Consider the following 20,568-nt stretch of genomic DNA (forward strand, 5'->3'; position numbering starts at 1 on the left):
TTTGTTTTCCTATGTCGAATTATATTTCATTGAGGTGAAACAAACGTCATGAATAAAAGAATTCAGCAAAATGTCATGATTAAGGGAACAAAAGACGGGTTTATGCTTCATCTCGATGATTCTTGCTCATTTTCCGAATTATTGAAAGAGTTAGAAGTGAAGCTTTCGGCAAACTATCAGTTTCAAGAAAATGACCCGTCCATTTCCGTAAAAGTACATACAGGGAACCGCTATCTTGATGAACAACAAGAAGAAAAGATTAAAGAGGTCATCCATAAAAAGAAGAAGCTTTTCGTGGTTGAGATGATTTCGAATGTCCTGACGAAGGATGAAGCGAAACGATGGAAAGAAGAAAACCAAGTGACGACCGTGACAAAGGTGATAAGGTCGGGACAGGTTTTTGAAGTTCCCGGTGACTTACTGTTAATTGGGGATGTCAATCCCGACGGAACGGTTCGTGCGGGTGGCAACATATATATCATGGGACAGCTAAAGGGAATAGCCCATGCCGGATATAAAGGGAATAATGAGGCCATCATAGCTGCCTCTGTCATGAAGCCTGCCCAGCTGCGCATTGCCGGACAAGTGAACTTATCTCCCGATCAATATTCAAAATGGGGACATGACTTGGAATGTGCCTTCATGGATGAAGAAGAAAATATCATTATAGAAAAACTGCAAGTTTTAAAGAAATATAGACCTAATTTAAATAGATTAGAAGGGGGTCTCTAATCGTGGGAGAGGCAATAGTTATAACATCCGGTAAGGGTGGTGTCGGGAAAACGACCACCTCCGCCAATTTAGGAACATCTTTAGCTCTTCTAGGCAAGAAGGTTTGCTTGATTGATACGGATATTGGTCTTCGGAATCTGGATGTGATCATGGGATTGGAGAATCGCATCATCTATGATTTGGTCGATGTGGTCGAAGGGCGCTGCAAGATACACCAGGCGCTCATTAAGGATAAACATTTCGAGGATTTGCTTTATTTGCTTCCAGCTCCGCAAAATAGTGATAAAACAGTGGTGAATGAAGAGCAGATGAGGAAACTCATTAGCGATATGAAGCCTGACTATGATTATGTCATCATTGATTGCCCTGCAGGCATCGAACAGGGGTTCAGGAATGCCATAGCTGGGGCAGACAAGGCGATTATCGTTACGACGGCAGAGAGACCGGCTGTAAGGGATGCTGACCGTATTATTGGCCTGCTTGAAAAAGAAGAGCATATTGAACCGCCTCAATTGATCATCAACCGGATTCGCGGCCATTTGCTTCATGAGGATGAAGAAATGGATATCGATGGAGTTGCCGATTTTCTTAAGATTGATTTGATCGGCGTCATTCCTGATGATGACCAGGTCATTGTGGCAGCGAATAAAAAGGAACCCATTGCCTACAATCCGGACAATAGAGTCTCGCTTGCCTATCGGAACATTGCCAGAAGGATCCTTGGTGAATCTGTGCCTTTGACTCCAATTGGCAGCGAACCAAAGGGCTTCATGTCCAAGTTGAAAAAATTCTTTAGCGTGCGGTAAATCTATATTCCTTTGTCAAGAAGCGGGGAGCATTTGATGCCCTCGCTTTTTTTTTGGACGGAACTTCAGGAAAATAAAAAAGGCAAGCCGTATCCCGGCTTGCCTGTTCTATATGCTAAAATGCAGCGGGTTATCCGCGTCTTCCGCCTCTGCCGCCGCGTTTTGATTCAGTGCTGCGTTTAAGAGTCGATAAATTTTCTTCGCTAGTCTTTAAAAAGCGCACCATTTTATCTTCGAAATTTTCCTTTGGTTGGAAATTACCTTTTGAACGAAAATCTTTAGATCGGCTATCCCCTTGGCGTGGTGGGCGTTTGGTATAAGAAGAGGTTTGCCCTTCGGGTCTATCTATAGCCTTTTTGATGGACAAGGCAGTTTTTCCGTCTTTCTCACTAATCACTTTTACTTCAATTTGGTCGCCTACTTTAAGATGGTCATTTACGTCTTTTACATAGCTATCTGCTACCTCACTGATATGCACAAGACCTGTTGAGCCTCCTGGTAATTCTACGAATGCTCCAAAATTAGTGATACCTGTTACTTTACCTTGTACTTTGCTGCCTATTTCGATTGACATAAAAAATTGTTCCCCCTCAATAATGTTAAAACCACTTTATTATAACAAATTTCAGGGAACAATATCAATCTCAATTATTAGATTTTCTGAATCGATACAGAAATCACCTTGGAAATTCATTGGTTTCTTGATGATTTTTCATTGGAAAAAATTTTTCAGGATGTGCAGAAAGAATATCTTTTCTCCGTCATAGTCTGGACAAGTTGCTCATACGTTGTAATATAGCGCTTTGACATGAGCAGGGAGGGGAATCTGGAATGGATGATCGCAGGAAAGATATCCGAAATCGTATTGCCAAGAGACGCAAGTTTAATGATAAGCCGGCAGGAAGCAGCAGTTGGACGGAAATCAACAATGAGGAACCATATGGGATTGATTCATATAACGGGTATTCCGAGAAAGATCATCCGCTCTTCAAGAAAGAATATTTTTTCTTTAAAATCCTTGCCAGTGTATGCCTGTTCCTGATAGTTGCGGTGATGTTCAAACACCCTTCTGTGCAGCTGGACCCTGCCAGAAGTTTTGTCACGGAGAACATGAACAAGGAATTTCAGTTCGCTTCAATCTCCAATTGGTACGAAAGTGCGTTTGGTAAACCAATCGCTTTTTTACCGAATGAAGCCAATACGGAAACTGTTGATTCGAATGAGGAATATGCAATGCCAGCTTCTGCGAAGATTACCCAAAACTTCGAGACGAACGGTGAGGGAATCATATTGGAAACGAGCAAAGGCTCAAAGGTCGAGGCCGTTAATGAAGGGGTCGTCATTTTTGCCGGTGAAAAGGAGGGGATCGGAAAGACGGTAGTCATTCAGCATGCCAATAAAACTGAATCTTGGTATGGGCAGCTGAAAGAAATTGATGTGAAATTGTATGAGTTCGTTAAAAAGGGAAATGAAGTCGGACAGGTTACACTAAGTGAAGATGGATCCAAGGGCAGATTTTATTTAGCGATAAAAGAAAATGATGCTTTCGTCGATCCTAAAAAGGTGATTTCCTTTGAGTGAATATGCGAAGTTACTGTTTAAAATCAGGGTGCACCCGACACTGTGGTTTGTCATTGGCATCGCCATCCTCACAGCCCATTTCGTTGAAATGATGATGCTGCTGCTCATCGTCTTCATTCATGAAATGGGGCATGCTGTCTGTGCCCAGCACTTCAAATGGCGGATAAAGTCAATCCAGCTGCTTCCTTTTGGCGGGGCAGTCGAGACTGAGGAGTATGGAAATAAAAGTTTGAAGGAGGATTTGGCGGTGGTGCTTGCCGGTCCGCTTCAACATGTTTGGCTCATTGGAGCAGCTTTTTTGCTCTATTTCTTCACTATTATCCCATATGAGCTGTACCAGCCCTTTTTGTATATGAACCTCATGCTGCTGATTTTTAATCTGCTGCCAATTTGGCCCTTGGACGGGGGACGCTTGCTATTCATCGGTATTTCCCTATACTGCACCTTTTTGGAAGCGCAGAAGCATACCCTTCACTTTTCTGCAGTATTCGCTGTCCTGGCTTTTTTGACCTGGATCATACTGGATCCGCTCAATTTGAACATCTGGCTCATCATCTTTTTCATAAGTCTCTCACTCGTCATGGAATGGCGGCAGAGGTATTACGCGTTCATCCGCTTTCTTTTGCAGCGCCATTACGGGCATACGAATGATTTGGCGAAACTGAAGCCGATATCGGTGGATTCACAAGAACCGATATATAAAGTGCTGGAACTGTTTCAACGCGGCTGTAAACACCCCGTCATCATTATGAAAAACGGGAAAGAGAGCGGCTCGTTGGATGAAACGGAAATCCTTCACGCCTATTTTTCGGAGAAAATGACGAACGGGAAAATCGGCGACCTATTATATTCTTATTAAATATGTTATCCTTTCTTCAAATTGAGGAGAGGATTTTTTTTGATGAAAAAAATGATCGCGAACCTAGCTTCACGCGAAAAAAGAGTGGCCGTCCTTGAGAATGGTGTTTTACGTAAACTTGAAATCATGCCGCCTCAAAAGCGCAGTACGGTCGGTAATATTTATCTTGGGAAGGTGACGAAGGTGCTGCCGGGAATGGATGCCGCCTTCATTGATTATGGTGCAGAGAAGAATGGTTTTTTACACCGTGACGAGATTCCCTCCTTCCAGCTTACCAAAAAAAGTGATGGGAAAGCACCCATCGGTCAATTTATCCGTCAGGGAGAAAAGCTGCTAGTTCAGGTGACCCGGGATGAAACGGGAACAAAAGGAGCTAAATTGACGGGGCTGATCGAGTTTTCAACGGAGTCCCTCGTTTACATACATGGAATAGATTATGTTGGTGTTTCAAAGAAATTCAAAAACGACGATCTTCAGAAGCAATGGCGGGAAACGGCCATGCAGCATAAAAATCCTGATGAGGGACTGATTGTCCGCACCTCGATGGAGAACGAAAGTGAATCGGTCTTCCTTGACAGGTTAACTGGATTGCGGGAGCTCCATAAAGGGCTTGAAGTCAAGGCTGCGTCCCTAAAGGCCCCGTCCCTTCTCTATGAAAGGGACGCATACCTTGATATGATCATTTCCGAAATGTCGGGAACGGCGAACGGGGAACTTGCCATCGATGACTTCGAGGCCTATCGCGAGTTGAAAAAGTGGATACAGGAAAACCGTAAGGAGTGGGAAATATCCCATGTAGCGGGTACCAAGAATATTTTTTCCGAATGGAATGTGGAAGCGCAAGTTGAGAAAATGGCCAAGAAAATCGTCTGGCTTGATAATGGCGGATATTTAATTTTTGAAGAAACGGAAGCTTTCACCGTAATCGATGTCAATTCAGGTAAGTTCACCGGCAAGGTGGCGAAGGAAGCAACATTGTTTGCGGTCAATCAGGCTGCGGCGAAAGAGGTCGCCCGTCAGCTGAGATTAAGGAATATCAGCGGAATCATCCTGATAGATTTCATCAATATGGACCAGTCCCGGCATAAGCAGGAAATCATCGAAATCATCAAAAAGGAAGCGGTGAGGGATGAGAAGCGAATCCAGGTCATCGGTTTTACGGAACTGGGCATTTTACAAATGACGAGAAAGCGAACCTCCCCGTCTTTAAGTGAAATGACGACGGTGCCTTGCCCTGTGTGCAGCGGAAGCGGTAAAATCGAGAGCCCGGAAACGGTGGCCTTCCGGTTGGAACGTGAACTGCTGGAGCACAGGAAGACGGATGATGAAGCGGTATGGGTGGAGGTCAGTAAAGCGGTGGCGGACGTGCTGCTTGGTGAAAAGGAATCATATCGGCCGGCATTGGAGGAATTGATCGCTAAAAAGATATTCCTGTCTTTTATCCCAGGTTTGACGAATGCCTATTCCATCAAGCGATTCGGAAGCATTCAGGAAATCGGGCGGGCTTTCGAGTGAAGAGCGGGAATTGTTATAAATATATTGACAGCCTTTCCTGTTTCATGGTAGGATTTTAATGTTATGTTTGTAGCACCCGTGCTACAACCGCTCAACATCAGGTTTTAAGCTTTTGCCTTTTTGGTAAAACGCCTGTGATTGGCGAGTCTGAGACATTTAAGGAGGTGCAAGTATGTACGCAATTATCGAAACTGGCGGTAAACAAATTAAAGTAGCAGCTGGCGAAGCGGTTTACATTGAAAAATTAAACGCAGAAGCAGGCGAAACTGTTACATTTGACAAAGTTTTATTCGTAGGTGGCGAAGACGTGAAAGTCGGTGCTCCACTAGTTGAAGGCGCTACTGTAACAGGTACTGTCGAAAAACAAGGTAAGCAAAAGAAAATCACTGTTTTCAAATACAAAGCGAAGAAAAACAATCGTAAAAAACAAGGTCATCGTCAACCATACACTAAAGTTGTTATCGAAGCAATCAACGCGTAAGGGCTGATTCTAGATGATCAAAGTTGTATTTGATGCTCCGCAGGAACGGATTGCTTCGTTCACCTTAAGCGGACATGCTAATTTTGCTAAAAAAGGTTCTGATATCGTTTGTGCAGGTGTATCGGCTGTTTCCTTCGGGGCAGTCAATGCCATCATGTCCTTAACGGACGTAGAGCCTGAGATTGAGCAAGGGCGAGAAGGCGGCTATCTTCGCTGCGCCATTCCGGGGAATCTTTCGCCGGAATCGGAAGAGAAGGTTCAGCTGCTTTTGAACGGAATGCTCATATCGCTGCAAACCATCGAACGTGATTATGGTAAATACATGAAAATTATCCTCAACCAATAGGAGGTGGAACAAATGTTAAGATTAGATCTTCAGTTCTTCGCTTCGAAAAAAGGAGTAGGTTCTACAAAGAACGGACGTGACTCAATCTCCAAGCGTCTTGGCGCTAAACGTGCAGATGGTCAATTCGTATCTGGTGGTTCTATCCTTTACCGTCAACGCGGAACAAAAATCTATCCAGGTGAGAACGTAGGCCGTGGTGGAGACGATACTCTATACGCTAAAGTAGACGGTGTTGTTAAATTCGAACGTTTCGGACGTGACCGTAAAAAAGTAAGCGTATATCCAGTTGCACAAGAAGCATAATTGGCATCTTTGAACAGAGGCTGACTCAAAAGGGTCTGATTCCTTCTACAAGACACTATATACCGCGTCATTATTAATAATGGTATGCTATATAGTGATGAAGGGGTCCGGCCCTTTATTTATACTATAGGAACGAACCAGCATTTTGCAGGAGACTTTAGTCATTAGTATAAGGAAACAACCTCTGACTTACAAAAGGCTCGCCAATAGGCGGGCTTTCTTAAACTTTCAGGGGGTAAATCCAAGATTATTCATCCATCCGATTTGGTTAAACCAAATAGACACTCCAATTCAACTATAATATCTCCAATTGGTGCATAAATAAGGCCCATTCTCTTTTTTAGTTCAAATGGCTCTACCATCGTCCAAAGAACTCAGGGTGTGCGGCTGTATTTTTTGGACGGGGGCTTTCATGTGAAGGCATGTGAATCGAGCTTCATTTCCTGTTTGTTGTTTTTTTGATATACTGTACAAATGGAAGTATTCAACATGATAGAGCTGAAAAAAGTTTCTTTATCATAATTGAAGGTGTTAATAATGGATAAAAATTGGACGACTATTGAAACTCTGCGTCAAACCAGGCATGACTGGCTGAATAAAATTCAAATCATCAAAGGGAATCTGGAGTTGAACAGAATTGATCGTGTCAAGGGCATCATTGATGAAATCATTGTTGAAACCCAGAATGAAGCACGACTTTCCAGTTTGAATTTGCCTAAGTTCACCGAGATGCTGTTGACGTCGAATTGGAATAATGGATCATTTTATTGCGAATATGAAATCATTGATGTTTTTGAAGGCTCAGCCGAGATGGACGGGCTGATGTATCGCTGGACAAACGATTTCTTCAAGATTCTGGATAAAAACCTGGATCCGTTTTTTGAAAATATACTGGCTGTTTCTATGTGTAAAAAAGAAGTGAGTGATATGCACTGTACATTTCATATGCAAGGCAGGTTCATTGATCAATCCCCAGTGATCGAGTTTTTGGAGAGTTCATTAACGGCCGAGCAATCAATTGAAATTCTTGAATGTAATGAGGATGAAATATTTTTTAAGATGGATATTAACTTTTAGAGAAGTATACAGCAAGAATTGACTTGCAGAAAACAAGGAAGTGATAGCATGTTTGTCGATCAAACGAAAGTCTATGTAAAAGGCGGAGACGGTGGTAACGGGATAGTTGCTTATCGTCGTGAGAAATTCATACCTAAAGGCGGACCGGCTGGCGGAGATGGCGGTAATGGGGCCAATGTCGTATTTGAAGTGGAAGAGGGCTTGCGTACATTAATGGATTTCCGTTACCAACGTCACTTTAAGGCACCTCGCGGAGAACATGGCATGTCCAAAAACATGCATGGTGCAGCTGCAAAAGATATGGTCATCAAGGTTCCACCTGGCACCGTTGTCATCGATGATAAAACGAAGGAAGTCATTGCTGATTTAGTTGAGCATGGACAACGCGCCGTTATCGCCAAAGGTGGCCGCGGAGGCCGGGGAAATTCCCGTTTTGCCACGCCTGCCAATCCTGCACCTGAAATCGCGGAGAATGGCGAACCCGGCCAAGAACGCGATATCGTCATGGAATTGAAACTGTTGGCTGATGTCGGTTTGGTTGGTTTCCCAAGTGTAGGGAAATCCACTTTGCTTTCTGTCGTATCCGCAGCAAGGCCTAAAATTGCCGAATATCATTTTACAACGATCGTACCTAACCTCGGAATGGTGGAAACGGAAGATCACCGCAGCTTCGTCATGGCCGATTTACCTGGTCTGATCGAAGGCGCTTCAGAAGGAGTGGGACTTGGACATCAATTCCTGCGCCATATTGAAAGAACGAGGGTAATCGTTCATGTAATCGATATGTCGGGTCTTGAAGGCCGGGATCCATATGAAGACTACCAAACAATCAATAAAGAATTGGAAGAGTATAACCTGCGCTTGACTGAACGTCCGCAAATCATTGTAGCAAGTAAAATGGATATGCCGGACTCAGAAGATAACTTAGCTGCTTTCAAAGAAAAGCTGGAAGAAGACTATCCTGTCTTCCCGATTTCTGCCGTGACACGTGAAGGGATCCGTGAGCTTCTTTATGCAATCGCTGATAAAATCGAAGAGACCCCTGAGTTCCCTCTTGAACATGAAGAAGAGAATACTGGAATCCACCGGGTTCTATATAAACATACATCACAGTCGGATGAATTTAACATTGAACGCGAACCCGATGGCAGCTTTGCCGTATCAGGATTCAAGATCGAGCGTCTATTCAAAATGACTGACTTCACCCGTGAAGAGTCCATACGTCGTTTCGCCAGACAGCTTCGTTCATTCGGAGTCGACGAAGGCCTTCGCCAAAAAGGTGCGACAAATGGTGATATCGTCCGTATCCTTGAATATGAATTTGAATTTGTTGATTGATTGGAGACCATGATGGCAGGCAAAAGGAGGCGTGCGGAGTTTGAATAAGTCCGATCAGAAATTTTTCCTCGTTCGAGAGGATGTCCTTCCCGAAGCGATGAAAAAAACGCTGGATGCAAAAGAAATGATTGAACGGGGAAAAGCGGAATCAGTTTGGGAAGCGGTACAGCGAGTGGACCTAAGCAGGAGTGCTTTTTACAAATACCGTGACACGGTTTTTCCATTTCATACAGTTGTTAAGGAAAAGCTGATTACACTGTTCTTCTATCTTGAAGATCGTTCTGGTACTCTATCGGAGCTTTTACGGCTCGTCGCCTCATCCGGTTGCAACATCATGACCATCCACCAAACGATTCCTTTACAGGGACGTGCAAATGTCACCCTATCCCTGAATACGGGTGGGATGACGATGGATATTAATGAACTGCTCACTAAACTGCGTAAAATGGAGTTCGTCGAAAAAGTCGAAATCATTGGTAACGGCGCATGACAACAGCCTGTACATGACACATGTACAGGCTGTCAGTTTGTAGACAAAAGGTTTCCTAAACCTTTTCCAACTGATACTGAACAAAAAAGTTTGCCTATTCATTTCATGCGGTGCAGACCGTAATGGATTTATATTGGGGGCGATAGTAGCTCCGCGAAAATCCGGAAGCTTTCATTAAGATGCAATGGTAAATCTGTTCAAACAGGTCGGTATCTTTAAAGCGTGGCTCATAATTTTTGCGAACGTTGAGAAGTAAGGCATTTATCATGGAAACCATAACCTAAAGGCCAATGGGCTCTCGTGATGATTTTTGATCTCGCTGAATAGACAAAGTTGATTGGAACGTAAGGTACGAGACTCCGAAAGCGAGTGTCTGGAGCGAAAATCAACGGTCAACGTTAAAAACATAAATTAGCCTGAAGACAAACTCATTTATTATCGGGTTTGTCTTCAGGCTGTTTTCATTTGTAAGAGGAAATTAACGATTAACTATTGTAAAAAATCAGAAAATGGCATAACATAAACAATAGATTTTCCGTGAAAAGGAGTTTATAATATGACAGCGAAAATTGCATTTCTTGGACCAAAAGCAACGTTCACGGATTTAGCTGTATCGCGACTATTTCCTAATGATATAAAAATACCGATGAACACGATTCCGGACTGCCTTGATGCTGTTCGGGACGGGGAAGTGAATCACGCGCTCGTGCCGATCGAGAATGCTTTAGAGGGTTCGGTAAATATAACGATGGATTACTTAGTCCATGAAGTCACATTGCCGATGAAAGGCGAAGTGACGATTCCAATCCAACAGCATTATATGGTGCACCCGGATCATGCATATCCTGGTTTCAAACCTGACATGGTTTATTCGCATTCCCATGCCATCGCTCAATGCCGCAAATTCCTACATAATGAGCTAAGGGGCATTCCATATGAGTATGTCACATCCACTGCAGCCGCTGCGAAGATGGTGATGGAGAATCCCGATATCAATATTGCGGCAATTGCAAATGATATGGCTGCAGAGGAGTACGGTTTGACGATTGTCAAACAAAATATTCACGATTATGAACATAATCACACCAAGTTTATCGTCGTATCCAACAGTGAAGTCGACTATGAAGGGCATTTGACCGTTGAAGGGGATAAGAAAACGACCTTGATGATTCAGCTGCCTGCCGACCACTCAGGGCAGCTGCACCAAGTGCTTTCCGCTTTTTCCTGGAGGAAACTTAACCTTTCCAAGATTGAATCAAGACCCATGAAAACAGGATTGGGCAATTACTTCTTCATCATCGACATCGAAATGTCCCTTGACGATGTCCTGATCCCAGGAGCGATCTCTGAGCTCGAGGCCTTAGGATGTACGGTATCGATCATGGGAAGCTATACATGCTTTAAAGTCCAAACTGGTGTACCGCAACGATGAATATTAAAAGCTGAGTACAAAGAATAAGAAGGGTGCCCCGGGATTATTTCCGGGGCATTTTTTGTGTTCGTTAAGATTTGTATTTCCCATGTGTACAAGTTCCTAAAATGGTGGGCTGTCATTTGATGAAATATATAGCAATAGGCAGGTTCATTGGATTTTGGGAAGATGGCGAAGTTTTTCATGATAAAAAGTGCCTATGATTCTGGATGGAAAACAAACACCGATTGTGCTGAAAGCAAATACAATAAGTAAATCTCGGTGGCCCATATGTGGAACTGGCAATACATATTTTGAAAACTAATTCAGTGGATGCACCTTTTTTATCAAAAAATACAGAGAGAGGGTGGTGGTCAGCAGAGATGGATAATCAATTCAAAGAAACTTTCGGTTCTTGGATTCAAGCGATAGGAACTGTCATTTCTGCTGTTGCTGGTACACCCTCACATGTCTTGGACGAAGAATTTCGCACTAACTTGGATTTGATTGGAAATGAACTTCAAGCAACAGGAAATGCCTTATTGGCCGACGCGGAAGAAACCTGGTCACTGGATAAACTCGGGAATATAATACAGGCAATCGGAAATTCGACTGTTATCTTAGGCCTAGTCATTGATTTTGATGAAATAACGAAACAGGAATTAATCATCAAAGGCAATCTGATTCAAGCGTTGGGAGGAGGAACCGCCTTGGCGGGGGCATACGAAAATCCGGATGAACCGGAACAGGCCTTCAATGCTACGGGAAATTTGTTGCAGGCGATTGGGAATTCGATGCAAGCGATGGGTGGAATTGCCGAACTTAAAAATAGCATTCTAGAAAAAGACCAAGATAAGGATCAAGAACAAGATGAACAAGATAAGGAGCAGGAACAGCAAAAATATCAATATCCTAATTTGGAAGAGAAGCCATCTGATGGAGAATTAATCCAAGTGGTGGGGGGCTGGGTACAGGCGGTCGGTTCCGTCATTAGCCTTATAGGGCAGTTGAGAAGTAACGAAGATGAAAACTCCGGGAATGGAAGCTCAAATGAAAGCAATTCCAATGATGAGTGAGCATGAGAGTCCATAAAAAAAATCCTCAAAAGCCCTATCTTTTGAGGATTTTTCGTTCATTCAATCGACTAAAATGCCGGCATCCCTCAAAGCGCACTCCGCTTCGTCGAGCAGTTCTTCAGAAGATGCGCTCAGTGTATGGAGATGGATGCCGCTCGTTAGTTCCGATAAAAACGATGCATTCGTTGCCGTCACCCTTGAAAGGAATTGCTGGACCTCCTTACGGCTGCTGACCATGATGGAAGCGGTTAGGTCGCCGTATACGGGGTGCTCGATTTTGACATCTTTCACCGTGATGCCGATATCCACTAGTAAATATAGTTCTTCTTGGGTCCGGGAAGGATCGTGCTGGCAAGCAATGATCCTTTCCGGCTTCTGCGTGCTCCCCGTTTGCAGGTACAGATAGCCTTGGCTTGTGGCAATGATAGGTTCATTCCGCGCTTTCAGGAGGGTTATGTCACCAACGATAACCTGCCGGCTTACATTCGTTATTTGCGAAAGCTCGCTGCCCGTTACAGGCTCAGTGCTTGTTTGCAATAAATGTAAGAGTTTCGTCCGTCTTTCTTCCCCAAGTAATTTCTTTCTTTCCATAAACACTCACCTCTTTAATTACAAACATTCTAACACAGATTGGAGGGGTTTATCGAATGGAAGCTATTCCTTCGATGCAGTCCGCCAACTTGTGAATGTCGTCGGCCGTCGTGTTTTTGCCAAAGGAAAAGCGGACGAATTGATGTGCTTCATCTTCGCTTTTTCCAATGGCCATCATCGTTTTTGAAGGATCCTGTTTACCGATTTGACAGGCGCTTCCCGTCGAAACGGCGAATCCTTTCTGGTTTAATTCCAGCATGATGTACTGTCCTTGCAATCCAGCGAAGGTCAGCGCCAATATGTGAGGCAATTGCTCGTATTCTGCTTCGATGATTTGAAAATCGATTTTCCTTTCCGTCAGCCGTTGAATCAATTGCGTCCTAAGTGCGGAGATCCGTTTTCGTTCATCTTCCATGATGTCGCCCAATTTCTTAGCAGCGGTCACGAAGGAAGCTATCCCGGGAACGTCCACTGTTCCTGGTCTGAAACCATATTCATGTGTGATATTCGGTACCGAAGCCTTCAACTGATGGATGGCCGGGAAAATGACGGCCCCAGTCCCTTTTGGACCATAAACTTTATGACTGGAAACGGATAGTCCATCACATGAGGCGGCTATCTTGCCAAGCGGTAATTTAGCAAATGATTGGACGCAATCCACATGAAAAAAAGCCTGGTGTTTTCGAACGATTTCACTTATTTGCTCAATGGGTTGAATGACCCCGATTTCCGAATTCACATGTTGGACAATGACTAAGCATGTTCTCTCCGACATGCATTCCTGCAGATGTTCAATATCAACACGGCCATCTTTCAAATGCCGTAAATAAGTAACCTCGAAGCCATCTTGTTCAAGCTTTTCGACGAAATTGGCAAGAGATGCATGTTCAGTCCGGCTTACAATCAAGTGGTTCTGCCAGGATGGTTTCGAAGCGATGAAAGTATCTATCGCAAGCATGTTGCTTTCTGATCCGCCGCTCGTAAAGATGATTCCTTCCTTTTTTACGTTCAGCATTTCTGCGAGTTGCTGCCGTGACATATCCAATAAACGTGCCGCTTCAGAGCCAATATCATGCAAACTGCTCGCATTCCCGAAAAACTTCCGGGAGGCTTGGCTGAATACGTCAAGAGCCTCCTCATCAATCGGAGTAGTTGCGGCGTAATCCAAATAAATCAAGTAATCACTTCCATCCTTTAAACTTAAAAAACTCTTGATAATAATTTAATAATATGTAAATATAGTTGTCAAGACACCTGTCATAAACAGGAGGAATGAAATAATGGTAAAAGCGGATATCATCGTGATAGGCAGTGGGATTGCTGCCTTGAAAACGGCATTGGAAGCAAGTGAACATAAGCATGTGATACTCATCACAAAATCAAATATCCGTCATGGTAATTCTTATTTAGCCCAGGGCGGGATTGCTGCTGCAATATCTGATCGTGATCGAGTATCCTTTCATAAAAAAGATACGCTGGCGGCTGGTCAGCGATATAACAAGGTGAAGGCAGTGGAAAAACTCGTTGAAGAGGCACCTTCGGTTATAGCTGAACTTATTGCTTCGGGTATGCGATTTGACCAAGATGATGACGGAACTTTATTGCTCGGCATGGAGGGGGCCCACAGTGAACGAAGAATCCTCCATAGTCACGGGGATGCTACCGGAAAGTACATGATGGAACATCTTATAGGCTGCTTGAAAAAATCATCAGTTACTGTGATGGAGAATGTTGCTGCAGTGGAGTTGATCATTGGGAAAGATGATTCTTGCATAGGTGTCAAAACACTTGATAAGGCAGGGGAAATTGTTGCCTATCACGCGGAACGGACGGTTTTGGCAACAGGCGGCTGTGGTTCCCTATACCATTTCACTTCAAATTCACAAACGGTTTCAGGTGATGGGATCGCACTTGCATTCAAGGCGGGTGCAAAAGTGCGTGACATGGAATTCATACAATTCCATCCGACCCTGCTTTTTGTGAATGGCAAAGTGAAAGGGCTGGTTTCAGAAGCGGTTCGCGGGGATGGTGCGAGATTAGTGACGGAAATGGGAAAGCCGATCATGGAGGATGTCCATAGCTTGAAGGATCTAGCACCAAGGCATATTGTTGCACAGACGATTTTTTCTTATTTGCAGCGCGGTGAAAAGGTATTTTTGGATATTTCGATGATCAAGGATTTTAAAAATCGTTTTCCGACAGTGAGCTCATTATGTGAAAAAAGCGGGCTGGACCTTCAATTGGGGAAAATCCCGGTTGCACCTGGAAACCATTTTCTAATGGGAGGGATTGATGTGGATGAATCGGGGCAAACCACTGTACCCTCTTTGTATGCAGTTGGTGAAGTGGCATGCACTGGTGTACATGGTGCAAACCGATTGGCAAGCAACTCCCTTCTCGAAGGATTGGTTTTTGGAAATACGCTTGGCCGTTTCCTTGCTAAAGTGCCGGCAAGGTCGATACCGCAAGAAAAAGAGCAGTCCAAGAGTTCCAGTCAAATTTCCTTTCTACCTGAACTCACGACATTGCAGGAAAAATTAATGAACGAAGCGGGAATCGTTCGAAATGAAGCGGGTTTAACTCGACTGAAGGATTATCTTGAGACATTTAATATCGAAAAATTGCTGCAAATGGAAGTGACGGCATTACCGATACAGGAAATAACGAAAATCAATGCCATCATCGTGGCGTGGCTGATTGCCGAATCCGCATTGACCAGAACCGAAAGCAGGGGCGGTCATTTCCGCAGTGACTATCCTAACGAAGATGACACCCAATGGCTTGAAAATTCGGTTATCCTTGCTTGCACGGATGTAAAAAACCGAGTGAAAGGGAGACGACTATATGAATATATTGAAGCTTAAGCAGATGCTGCAACAATTTTTAATGGAAGATATAGGGGAATGCGATGTAACGAGCGACACGATTTTTGACCAAGGTGAACAAGGTACTTTGACATTCATCGCAAAAGAAGGCGGCGTCTTCAGTGGAGGGGACGTCATCAAGACGGGATTTGCATTGCTGGATGAGCAAATCGAGGTTTTCCTTCTTGTTCAAGATGGCGAAGTTTTCGAAGAAGGACAGCAGCTTGCAAAAATGACCGGCGATATGGCCTCCCTTTTAAAAGGGGAACGGGTCGTTTTGAATTTGGTGCAGCGTATGTCCGGAATTGCGACACAGGCTCATAAAGCTGCCATGATATTAGCGGGGACGAAGACGAGAGCTTGTGATACGAGGAAAACCACACCGGGCCTGCGGATGCTTGAAAAATATGCGGTCCGTTCCGGCGGGGCATTCAATCACCGATATGGTCTGTATGATGCAGTCATGATAAAGGACAACCATATTTCTTTCGCTGGGTCCATAACGAAAGCGGTTCAAACGGTAAAATCCAAACTGGGACATACCACTAAGGTGGAAGTGGAAACGGAATCACCACAGCAGGTGCTTGAAGCAGTGGAAGCCGGTGCAGATATCATCATGTTCGATAACCGGAGCCCCGAAGAAATCAAGCAATTGATCAAATTGGTTCCCGCCCACATCATTACTGAAGCTTCTGGAGGAATCCATTTAGACAATCTAGCCTCATATCGGGAAACAGGGGTAGATTATATTTCGTTGGGCAGCTTGACGCACAGTGTCAAGGCACTTGATATCAGCGCAAAGGTCAAAGAGCAGGAGGGGATATTGAAATGAACATATTGGAGATGGCTAAAACAGCAGGAAATACATTGCCTGAAAAGTATAAAACGATGACAAAGGAAGAGATGGAGAATCGGGTCCATGACATCAAGAAACGTCTAGGGAACCGTCTTTATATCCCAGGTCATCATTATCAACGGGAGGAAGTCATTCAATTTTCGGATTCAACGGGGGATTCACTTCAATTGGCCCAGCTTTCCGCGCAAAATCGTGAAGCGGATTATATCGTGTTTTGCGGCGTGCATTTCATGGCTGAAACAGCGGATATTTTGACGGAAGAAGGGCAGACGGTTATCCTTCCTGATATGCGTGCAGGCTGCTCCATGGCGGATATGGCCGATATTGAACAAACGGAACGGGCGTGGACAAAGCTTCAGGATCTTTTTGGCGATACGATCCTTCCGCTAACTTATGTGAATTCAACTGCGGCCATCAAAGCTTTTGTAGGGAAAAATGGCGGGGCGACGGTGACGTCTTCCAATGCACAAGGGATGGTCTCGTGGGCCCTCTCGCAAAAAGAAAGAATCCTTTTTCTTCCCGATCAGCATCTTGGGAGGAATACCGCCTTTGACCTTGGAATCCCTTTGAATGAAATGGCTGTCTGGGACCCGCATAAGGATGAATTGATCTATGAAGGGGAACTGGAAAATCTGAAGGTACTTCTTTGGAAAGGACATTGTTCAGTCCATGAAAATTTCACCACGGCGAATATTGAAACGCTTAGAGCGGAGCAGCCTGAAATGAATATCATCGTTCATCCCGAATGCCGCCGTGAGGTAGTCGCCCTGTCAGATTACGCGGGTTCGACATCGTACATCATAAATATGATTGAAAAAGCCGAACCAGGTAGTTCTTGGGCAATCGGCACGGAAATGAACCTTGTCAAGCGTCTTATCGCCAATAATCCTGACAAGAACATCATCTCATTAAATCCGAATATGTGTCCATGTCTTACAATGAACCGGATTGATCTGCCTCACCTGCTATGGGCGCTTGAATCCATTGAAGAAGGTATCATCATCAATCCGATAAAAGTGGAGAAGAACATTGCGGATAATGCCATCCTGGCATTAAACAGAATGCTGGAGCGCGTTTGAGTCAGTGCAAAAGACTTTGAATCATAAGAAATAGAGGGGTACAAACATCCGTTCGGCCAGTCGGCCTAATGAGGATTGAATGGTCTTATCCCGAATGCAATTTTATCATGGGATCATTGCCATGATTTTAAAACAAGACCGAGTAATCCACGTGTATTGTATCGAATATAATTTTCACCATAAAAAAGTAGACAAACTCGCTTTTCTTCGAATTTGTCTTCAGTCTAAAAAGGGGGATAAACTCCCCCTTTTTTTATGTTTTGAAACAAGTAGAACTTTTAAAGGTTATTCGCTTTAAAAGTATTGCCTTCATTCATATCACCGGATTTAAATCCTTTATTGAACCACCGTTTTCTCTGTTCGGATGTACCGTGCGTGAAGCTGTCTGGAACCACGTACCCCTGTGCCTTTTTTTGGATACGGTCATCTCCCACACCACTTGCTGCATTCAAGGCTTCCTCAAGATCGCCTTTTTCAAGCAAATTCTCTCCTTGGACATGATGTGCCCACACTCCAGCCAAATAATCGGCATGTAATTCAAGACGGACAGAATACCTATTATATTCAGTCTCGCTGACCTTTGACCGATCGGGCATTTCCTTTTCCGTTGTCCCTAAAAGTGTCTGAACATGATGTCCAACCTCGTGGGCAATGACATAGGCCATGGCGAAATCCCCGGGTGCCTGGAATTCTTGCTTCAACTCTTGATAAAAGCTGAGATCAATATATAGTTTCATGTCACCAGGACAATAAAATGGCCCTACCGAAGAAGCTGCCATCCCGCATGCCGATTCGACACTGCCTGAATACAGGACAAGGGTAGGTTCCCTATATTCCAGTCCATTTTTACGGAATTCTTTTGTCCAGACCTGTTCCGTTTCTGCAAGGACGACAGATACGAACTGCGCAAGCTCCTTCTCTTCATCCGTTTCGACATAAGAGCTGCCATTGTTCGGCTCAGTAGAATTCAAGCTGCCCAGCAAATCACTTGGATTACCGCCAAGGAGAGTCACGATCAAGACAATTACCAATCCGACCCCTCCGCCGATTCCTGCCATGCCTTTTCCGGTCATCCCTCTTTTGTCCTCGACATTCGAGCTGCCCTGTCTACCTTTCCATTTCATTATTATTCCCCCCAGGAATGTAAGATAAGAACCTGAAGACAAAGCCTTAGGCCATTTACTTTCTTATACCCGTATTTCCCTAAGTTTAGACAGAAGCTTGAAAGAAGCATTTCAGAACATAACTAAAAAACCATTGCCTCATCTCTAGGATGAATACAATGGAATCTCCTTTTTTAAGATGTCATATCATTTATTTCTTCTCCAAAAAAAGTAGCTTCCATGTCCCTAAATCATTGAACCAATCATAAAAGTCATTTTTCACGCATAAGTTTTCATGATAAAAATAATAGCATTTCACCCACTGCTTCATAGAATATATGGACATATGCACAGGAGGGGTTAACAGCGTGAAAATTCATATAGTCCAAAAAGGCGATACACTTTGGAAACTCGCCAAAAAATACGGCGTCAGTTTTGAAGAACTTAAAAAAGTTAACGCGCAATTGAGCAACCCGGACATGATGATGCCCGGAATGAAAATTAAAATTCCAGGGACATCCGGAGCTGTAATAAAAGAAACGGGTAAACCAAACGTGAATATTCAGCCGGGAATGAAAGAATCCCAAATTCAACCGTATCAGGCTCAGCCAGCACCTATGAAAGAGCAGCAAATCATGCAAAAACCGGCTGTAAAAGAACAGCCGAAATTTCAACAACCGGTGAAAGAACAGCCAAAATTTCAACAACCGGTAAAAGAACAGCCGAAATTTCAACAACCGGTAAAAGAACAGCCGAAATTTCAACAGCCCGTTAAAGAGCAACCGAAATTTCAACAGCCTGTTAAAGAGCAACCAATCGTTGAAAAACCAAAAAAAGAGCAGCAAATCATTCAGCCAAAGCCTATCATTAAAGAAAAGCAAAAAGTTGTTCCAAAAGAAATGCCGGTGCCTATGCCGGTAATTCCGGAGATCGATGTCAATAATTATTATATGGTCAACATGACCAATATGAGTGTGCAAAAGCCTCCTGCACCACCGCCTTTACCAAAGAAAAAAGAAGAGCCTGCAGTCACTAAAAAGAAGAAGAAAAAGCCAGCTGTACAGTCAGCTCAGGATGAGCCGGTGGATGATTGTATTCCAGTAACGCCAATCTTGCCTGGAAGCGGCTATTGCATTCAACCGCCACCGTGGGCGCATATGCAAATGCAAGGCATGCAAGCCCCATACCAAGGCGTTCAAGGGTATCAGGCGGCTCCGGAAATGCATGGTTTTCAAATGATGGAAGAGAGCTCTGATATTTGGGGAGAATCTCCTGACATGGAAATGATGGATCATGGGTTTGTCCAAGGGGCGAGCATGAATACACCAAGCCAGCAATATTATCCATATCAAGCCTCCGCACCGGTTCCGCACCATTATTATGGAGGAATGAATCAACAACCTCAAGCGGGTTCATATATGCAACAAGATTATGAGTCACCAGGCGAATCATCTTCCTACAATCAAAACTTCCCTCAGTTTTCACAGACTGCCGGTGAGGAAGAGGAAGATTGCGGCTGTAATAAGGGGCTACTTGGGACTTATGGCCCGGAAGTGAAGGGACAGTATCAAGGGAACCAAGGGATGGATGCCAATGCACAGGATTATCATCAATATCAATCCGTTCAATCACAGCAACAGGCCCCATACCCAGGGATGTCACCTAACGATTCTCAGATGGGAATGGATATGCAATATCAATTTGATGATGAGTCAGAAGAATCGGAAGGATTCATGATGATGGGCGGCCAAAACGGAGGCCAGCCAGGCATGATGATGGGCGGCCAAAACGGAGGCCAGCCAGGCATGTTGATGGGCGGCCAAAACGGAGGTCAGCCACAAGGCATGATGATGGGCGGCCAAAACGGAGGTCAGCCACAAGGCATGATGATGGGCGGCCAAAACGGAGGTCAGCCACAAGGCATGATGATGGGCGGTCAAAACGGAGGCCAGCCACCAGGCATGATGATGGGCGGCCAAAACGGAGGCCAGCCAGGTATGATGATGGGCGGCCAAAACGGAGGCCAGCCGGACATGTTGATGGGCAGCCAAAACGGAGGT

General features: G+C 44.2%; 21 protein-coding genes and 1 other annotated feature. Of the genes, 17 read left to right on the forward strand and 4 right to left on the reverse strand.

Annotation, left to right across the window (positions count from 1 at the left end; translation table 11 throughout):
- The first annotated feature begins 48 nt into the window (after window positions 1-48).
- Both minC and minD read left to right on the forward strand, forming a co-directional pair.
- On the forward strand, window positions 49-732 hold the full coding sequence (gene minC, locus OTG27_RS16470; protein ID WP_034308864.1) for a septum site-determining protein MinC: 684 nt from the start codon (window positions 49-51) through the stop codon (window positions 730-732).
- 2 nt (window positions 733-734) lie between these two features.
- Window positions 735-1,538, forward strand: a complete 804-nt coding sequence (gene minD, locus OTG27_RS16475; RefSeq protein WP_034308862.1) for a septum site-determining protein MinD — start codon at window positions 735-737, stop codon at window positions 1,536-1,538.
- Between the two features lie 130 nt (window positions 1,539-1,668).
- On the opposite strand, the gene OTG27_RS16480 is transcribed toward minD, so the two are convergent.
- Window positions 1,669-2,112 carry a S1 domain-containing RNA-binding protein gene (locus tag OTG27_RS16480; RefSeq protein WP_034308861.1) on the reverse strand — a complete coding sequence of 148 codons (444 nt, stop codon included), beginning with the start codon at window positions 2,110-2,112 and terminating at the stop codon, window positions 1,669-1,671.
- 257 nt (window positions 2,113-2,369) lie between these two features.
- Between OTG27_RS16480 and OTG27_RS16485 the strand changes: the two genes are divergently transcribed.
- The 11 genes from OTG27_RS16485 to OTG27_RS16535 all read left to right on the forward strand — a co-directional run bounded on the left by OTG27_RS16485 (window position 2,370) and on the right by OTG27_RS16535 (window position 12,015).
- Window positions 2,370-3,119, forward strand: a complete 750-nt coding sequence (locus tag OTG27_RS16485) for a M23 family metallopeptidase (RefSeq protein WP_268937441.1) — start codon at window positions 2,370-2,372, stop codon at window positions 3,117-3,119.
- A complete protein-coding gene (locus OTG27_RS16490; protein ID WP_034308855.1) occupies window positions 3,112-3,978 on the forward strand; it encodes a M50 family metallopeptidase in 867 nt (288 codons plus the stop codon). The genes OTG27_RS16485 and OTG27_RS16490 overlap by 8 nt, the downstream gene beginning before the upstream one ends.
- 42 nt (window positions 3,979-4,020) lie before the next feature.
- On the forward strand, window positions 4,021-5,493 hold the full coding sequence (locus OTG27_RS16495; RefSeq protein ID WP_268937442.1) for an Rne/Rng family ribonuclease: 1,473 nt from the start codon (window positions 4,021-4,023) through the stop codon (window positions 5,491-5,493).
- A gap of 75 nt (window positions 5,494-5,568) precedes the next feature.
- Window positions 5,569-5,652 (forward strand) — a sequence feature (ribosomal protein L21 leader region).
- A gap of 13 nt (window positions 5,653-5,665) precedes the next feature.
- Window positions 5,666-5,974, forward strand: a complete 309-nt coding sequence (gene rplU, locus OTG27_RS16500; RefSeq protein ID WP_034308849.1) for a 50S ribosomal protein L21 — start codon at window positions 5,666-5,668, stop codon at window positions 5,972-5,974.
- A gap of 13 nt (window positions 5,975-5,987) precedes the next feature.
- Window positions 5,988-6,320, forward strand: coding sequence for a ribosomal-processing cysteine protease Prp (locus OTG27_RS16505; RefSeq protein WP_048688952.1), 333 nt, complete (start codon window positions 5,988-5,990; stop codon window positions 6,318-6,320).
- 12 nt (window positions 6,321-6,332) lie between these two features.
- Complete coding sequence (rpmA, locus tag OTG27_RS16510) at window positions 6,333-6,623, forward strand: 50S ribosomal protein L27 (protein ID WP_048688955.1); 291 nt, start codon at window positions 6,333-6,335, stop codon at window positions 6,621-6,623.
- Between the two features lie 537 nt (window positions 6,624-7,160).
- Complete coding sequence (locus OTG27_RS16515; RefSeq protein WP_063575560.1) at window positions 7,161-7,700, forward strand: Spo0B domain-containing protein; 540 nt, start codon at window positions 7,161-7,163, stop codon at window positions 7,698-7,700.
- A 48-nt stretch (window positions 7,701-7,748) separates the two neighbouring features.
- Window positions 7,749-9,038: a GTPase ObgE gene (gene obgE / locus OTG27_RS16520; RefSeq protein WP_048688961.1), complete on the forward strand. Its 1,290-nt coding sequence runs from the start codon at window positions 7,749-7,751 to the stop codon at window positions 9,036-9,038.
- Between the two features lie 40 nt (window positions 9,039-9,078).
- Entirely contained in the window at window positions 9,079-9,528 is a 450-nt protein-coding gene (locus tag OTG27_RS16525; RefSeq protein ID WP_034308837.1) for an ACT domain-containing protein, read from the forward strand.
- Window positions 9,529-10,084: 556 nt separating this feature from the next.
- Entirely contained in the window at window positions 10,085-10,960 is an 876-nt protein-coding gene (gene pheA, locus OTG27_RS16530) for a prephenate dehydratase (RefSeq protein ID WP_063575561.1), read from the forward strand.
- A gap of 362 nt (window positions 10,961-11,322) precedes the next feature.
- Window positions 11,323-12,015 carry a DUF6944 family repetitive protein gene (locus OTG27_RS16535; protein ID WP_268937443.1) on the forward strand — a complete coding sequence of 231 codons (693 nt, stop codon included), beginning with the start codon at window positions 11,323-11,325 and terminating at the stop codon, window positions 12,013-12,015.
- A gap of 60 nt (window positions 12,016-12,075) precedes the next feature.
- Here OTG27_RS16535 and OTG27_RS16540 read toward each other — a convergent pair whose 3' ends face one another.
- Window positions 12,076-12,606: a transcription repressor NadR gene (locus tag OTG27_RS16540; RefSeq protein WP_053535832.1), complete on the reverse strand. Its 531-nt coding sequence runs from the start codon at window positions 12,604-12,606 to the stop codon at window positions 12,076-12,078.
- 49 nt (window positions 12,607-12,655) lie between these two features.
- Window positions 12,656-13,783: an IscS subfamily cysteine desulfurase gene (locus OTG27_RS16545; protein WP_268937444.1), complete on the reverse strand. Its 1,128-nt coding sequence runs from the start codon at window positions 13,781-13,783 to the stop codon at window positions 12,656-12,658.
- 103 nt (window positions 13,784-13,886) lie between these two features.
- Here OTG27_RS16545 and nadB point away from each other — a divergent pair, with 103 nt between their 5' ends.
- From nadB to nadA, 3 genes are read left to right on the forward strand one after another with little or no spacing between them, the layout of a single operon-like run.
- On the forward strand, window positions 13,887-15,470 hold the full coding sequence (gene nadB / locus OTG27_RS16550; protein WP_268937445.1) for an L-aspartate oxidase: 1,584 nt from the start codon (window positions 13,887-13,889) through the stop codon (window positions 15,468-15,470).
- Window positions 15,451-16,302: a carboxylating nicotinate-nucleotide diphosphorylase gene (gene nadC / locus OTG27_RS16555; protein WP_268937446.1), complete on the forward strand. Its 852-nt coding sequence runs from the start codon at window positions 15,451-15,453 to the stop codon at window positions 16,300-16,302. The genes nadB and nadC overlap by 20 nt, the downstream gene beginning before the upstream one ends.
- A complete protein-coding gene (gene nadA, locus OTG27_RS16560; RefSeq protein WP_268937447.1) occupies window positions 16,299-17,405 on the forward strand; it encodes a quinolinate synthase NadA in 1,107 nt (368 codons plus the stop codon). The genes nadC and nadA overlap by 4 nt, the downstream gene beginning before the upstream one ends.
- A 278-nt stretch (window positions 17,406-17,683) precedes the next feature.
- On the opposite strand, the gene ypfJ is transcribed toward nadA, so the two are convergent.
- Window positions 17,684-18,529 carry a KPN_02809 family neutral zinc metallopeptidase gene (gene ypfJ, locus OTG27_RS16565; protein ID WP_268937448.1) on the reverse strand — a complete coding sequence of 282 codons (846 nt, stop codon included), beginning with the start codon at window positions 18,527-18,529 and terminating at the stop codon, window positions 17,684-17,686.
- Between the two features lie 347 nt (window positions 18,530-18,876).
- On the opposite strand from ypfJ, the gene safA reads away from it, so the two are divergent.
- On the forward strand, window positions 18,877-20,568 hold a 1,692-nt coding region (safA, locus tag OTG27_RS16570; RefSeq protein WP_268937449.1), incomplete at its 3' end, for a SafA/ExsA family spore coat assembly protein.

The organism is Peribacillus sp. AS_2, assembly GCF_026891895.1.
Taxonomy (GTDB): Bacteria; Bacillota; Bacilli; order Bacillales; family DSM-1321; genus Peribacillus; species Peribacillus frigoritolerans.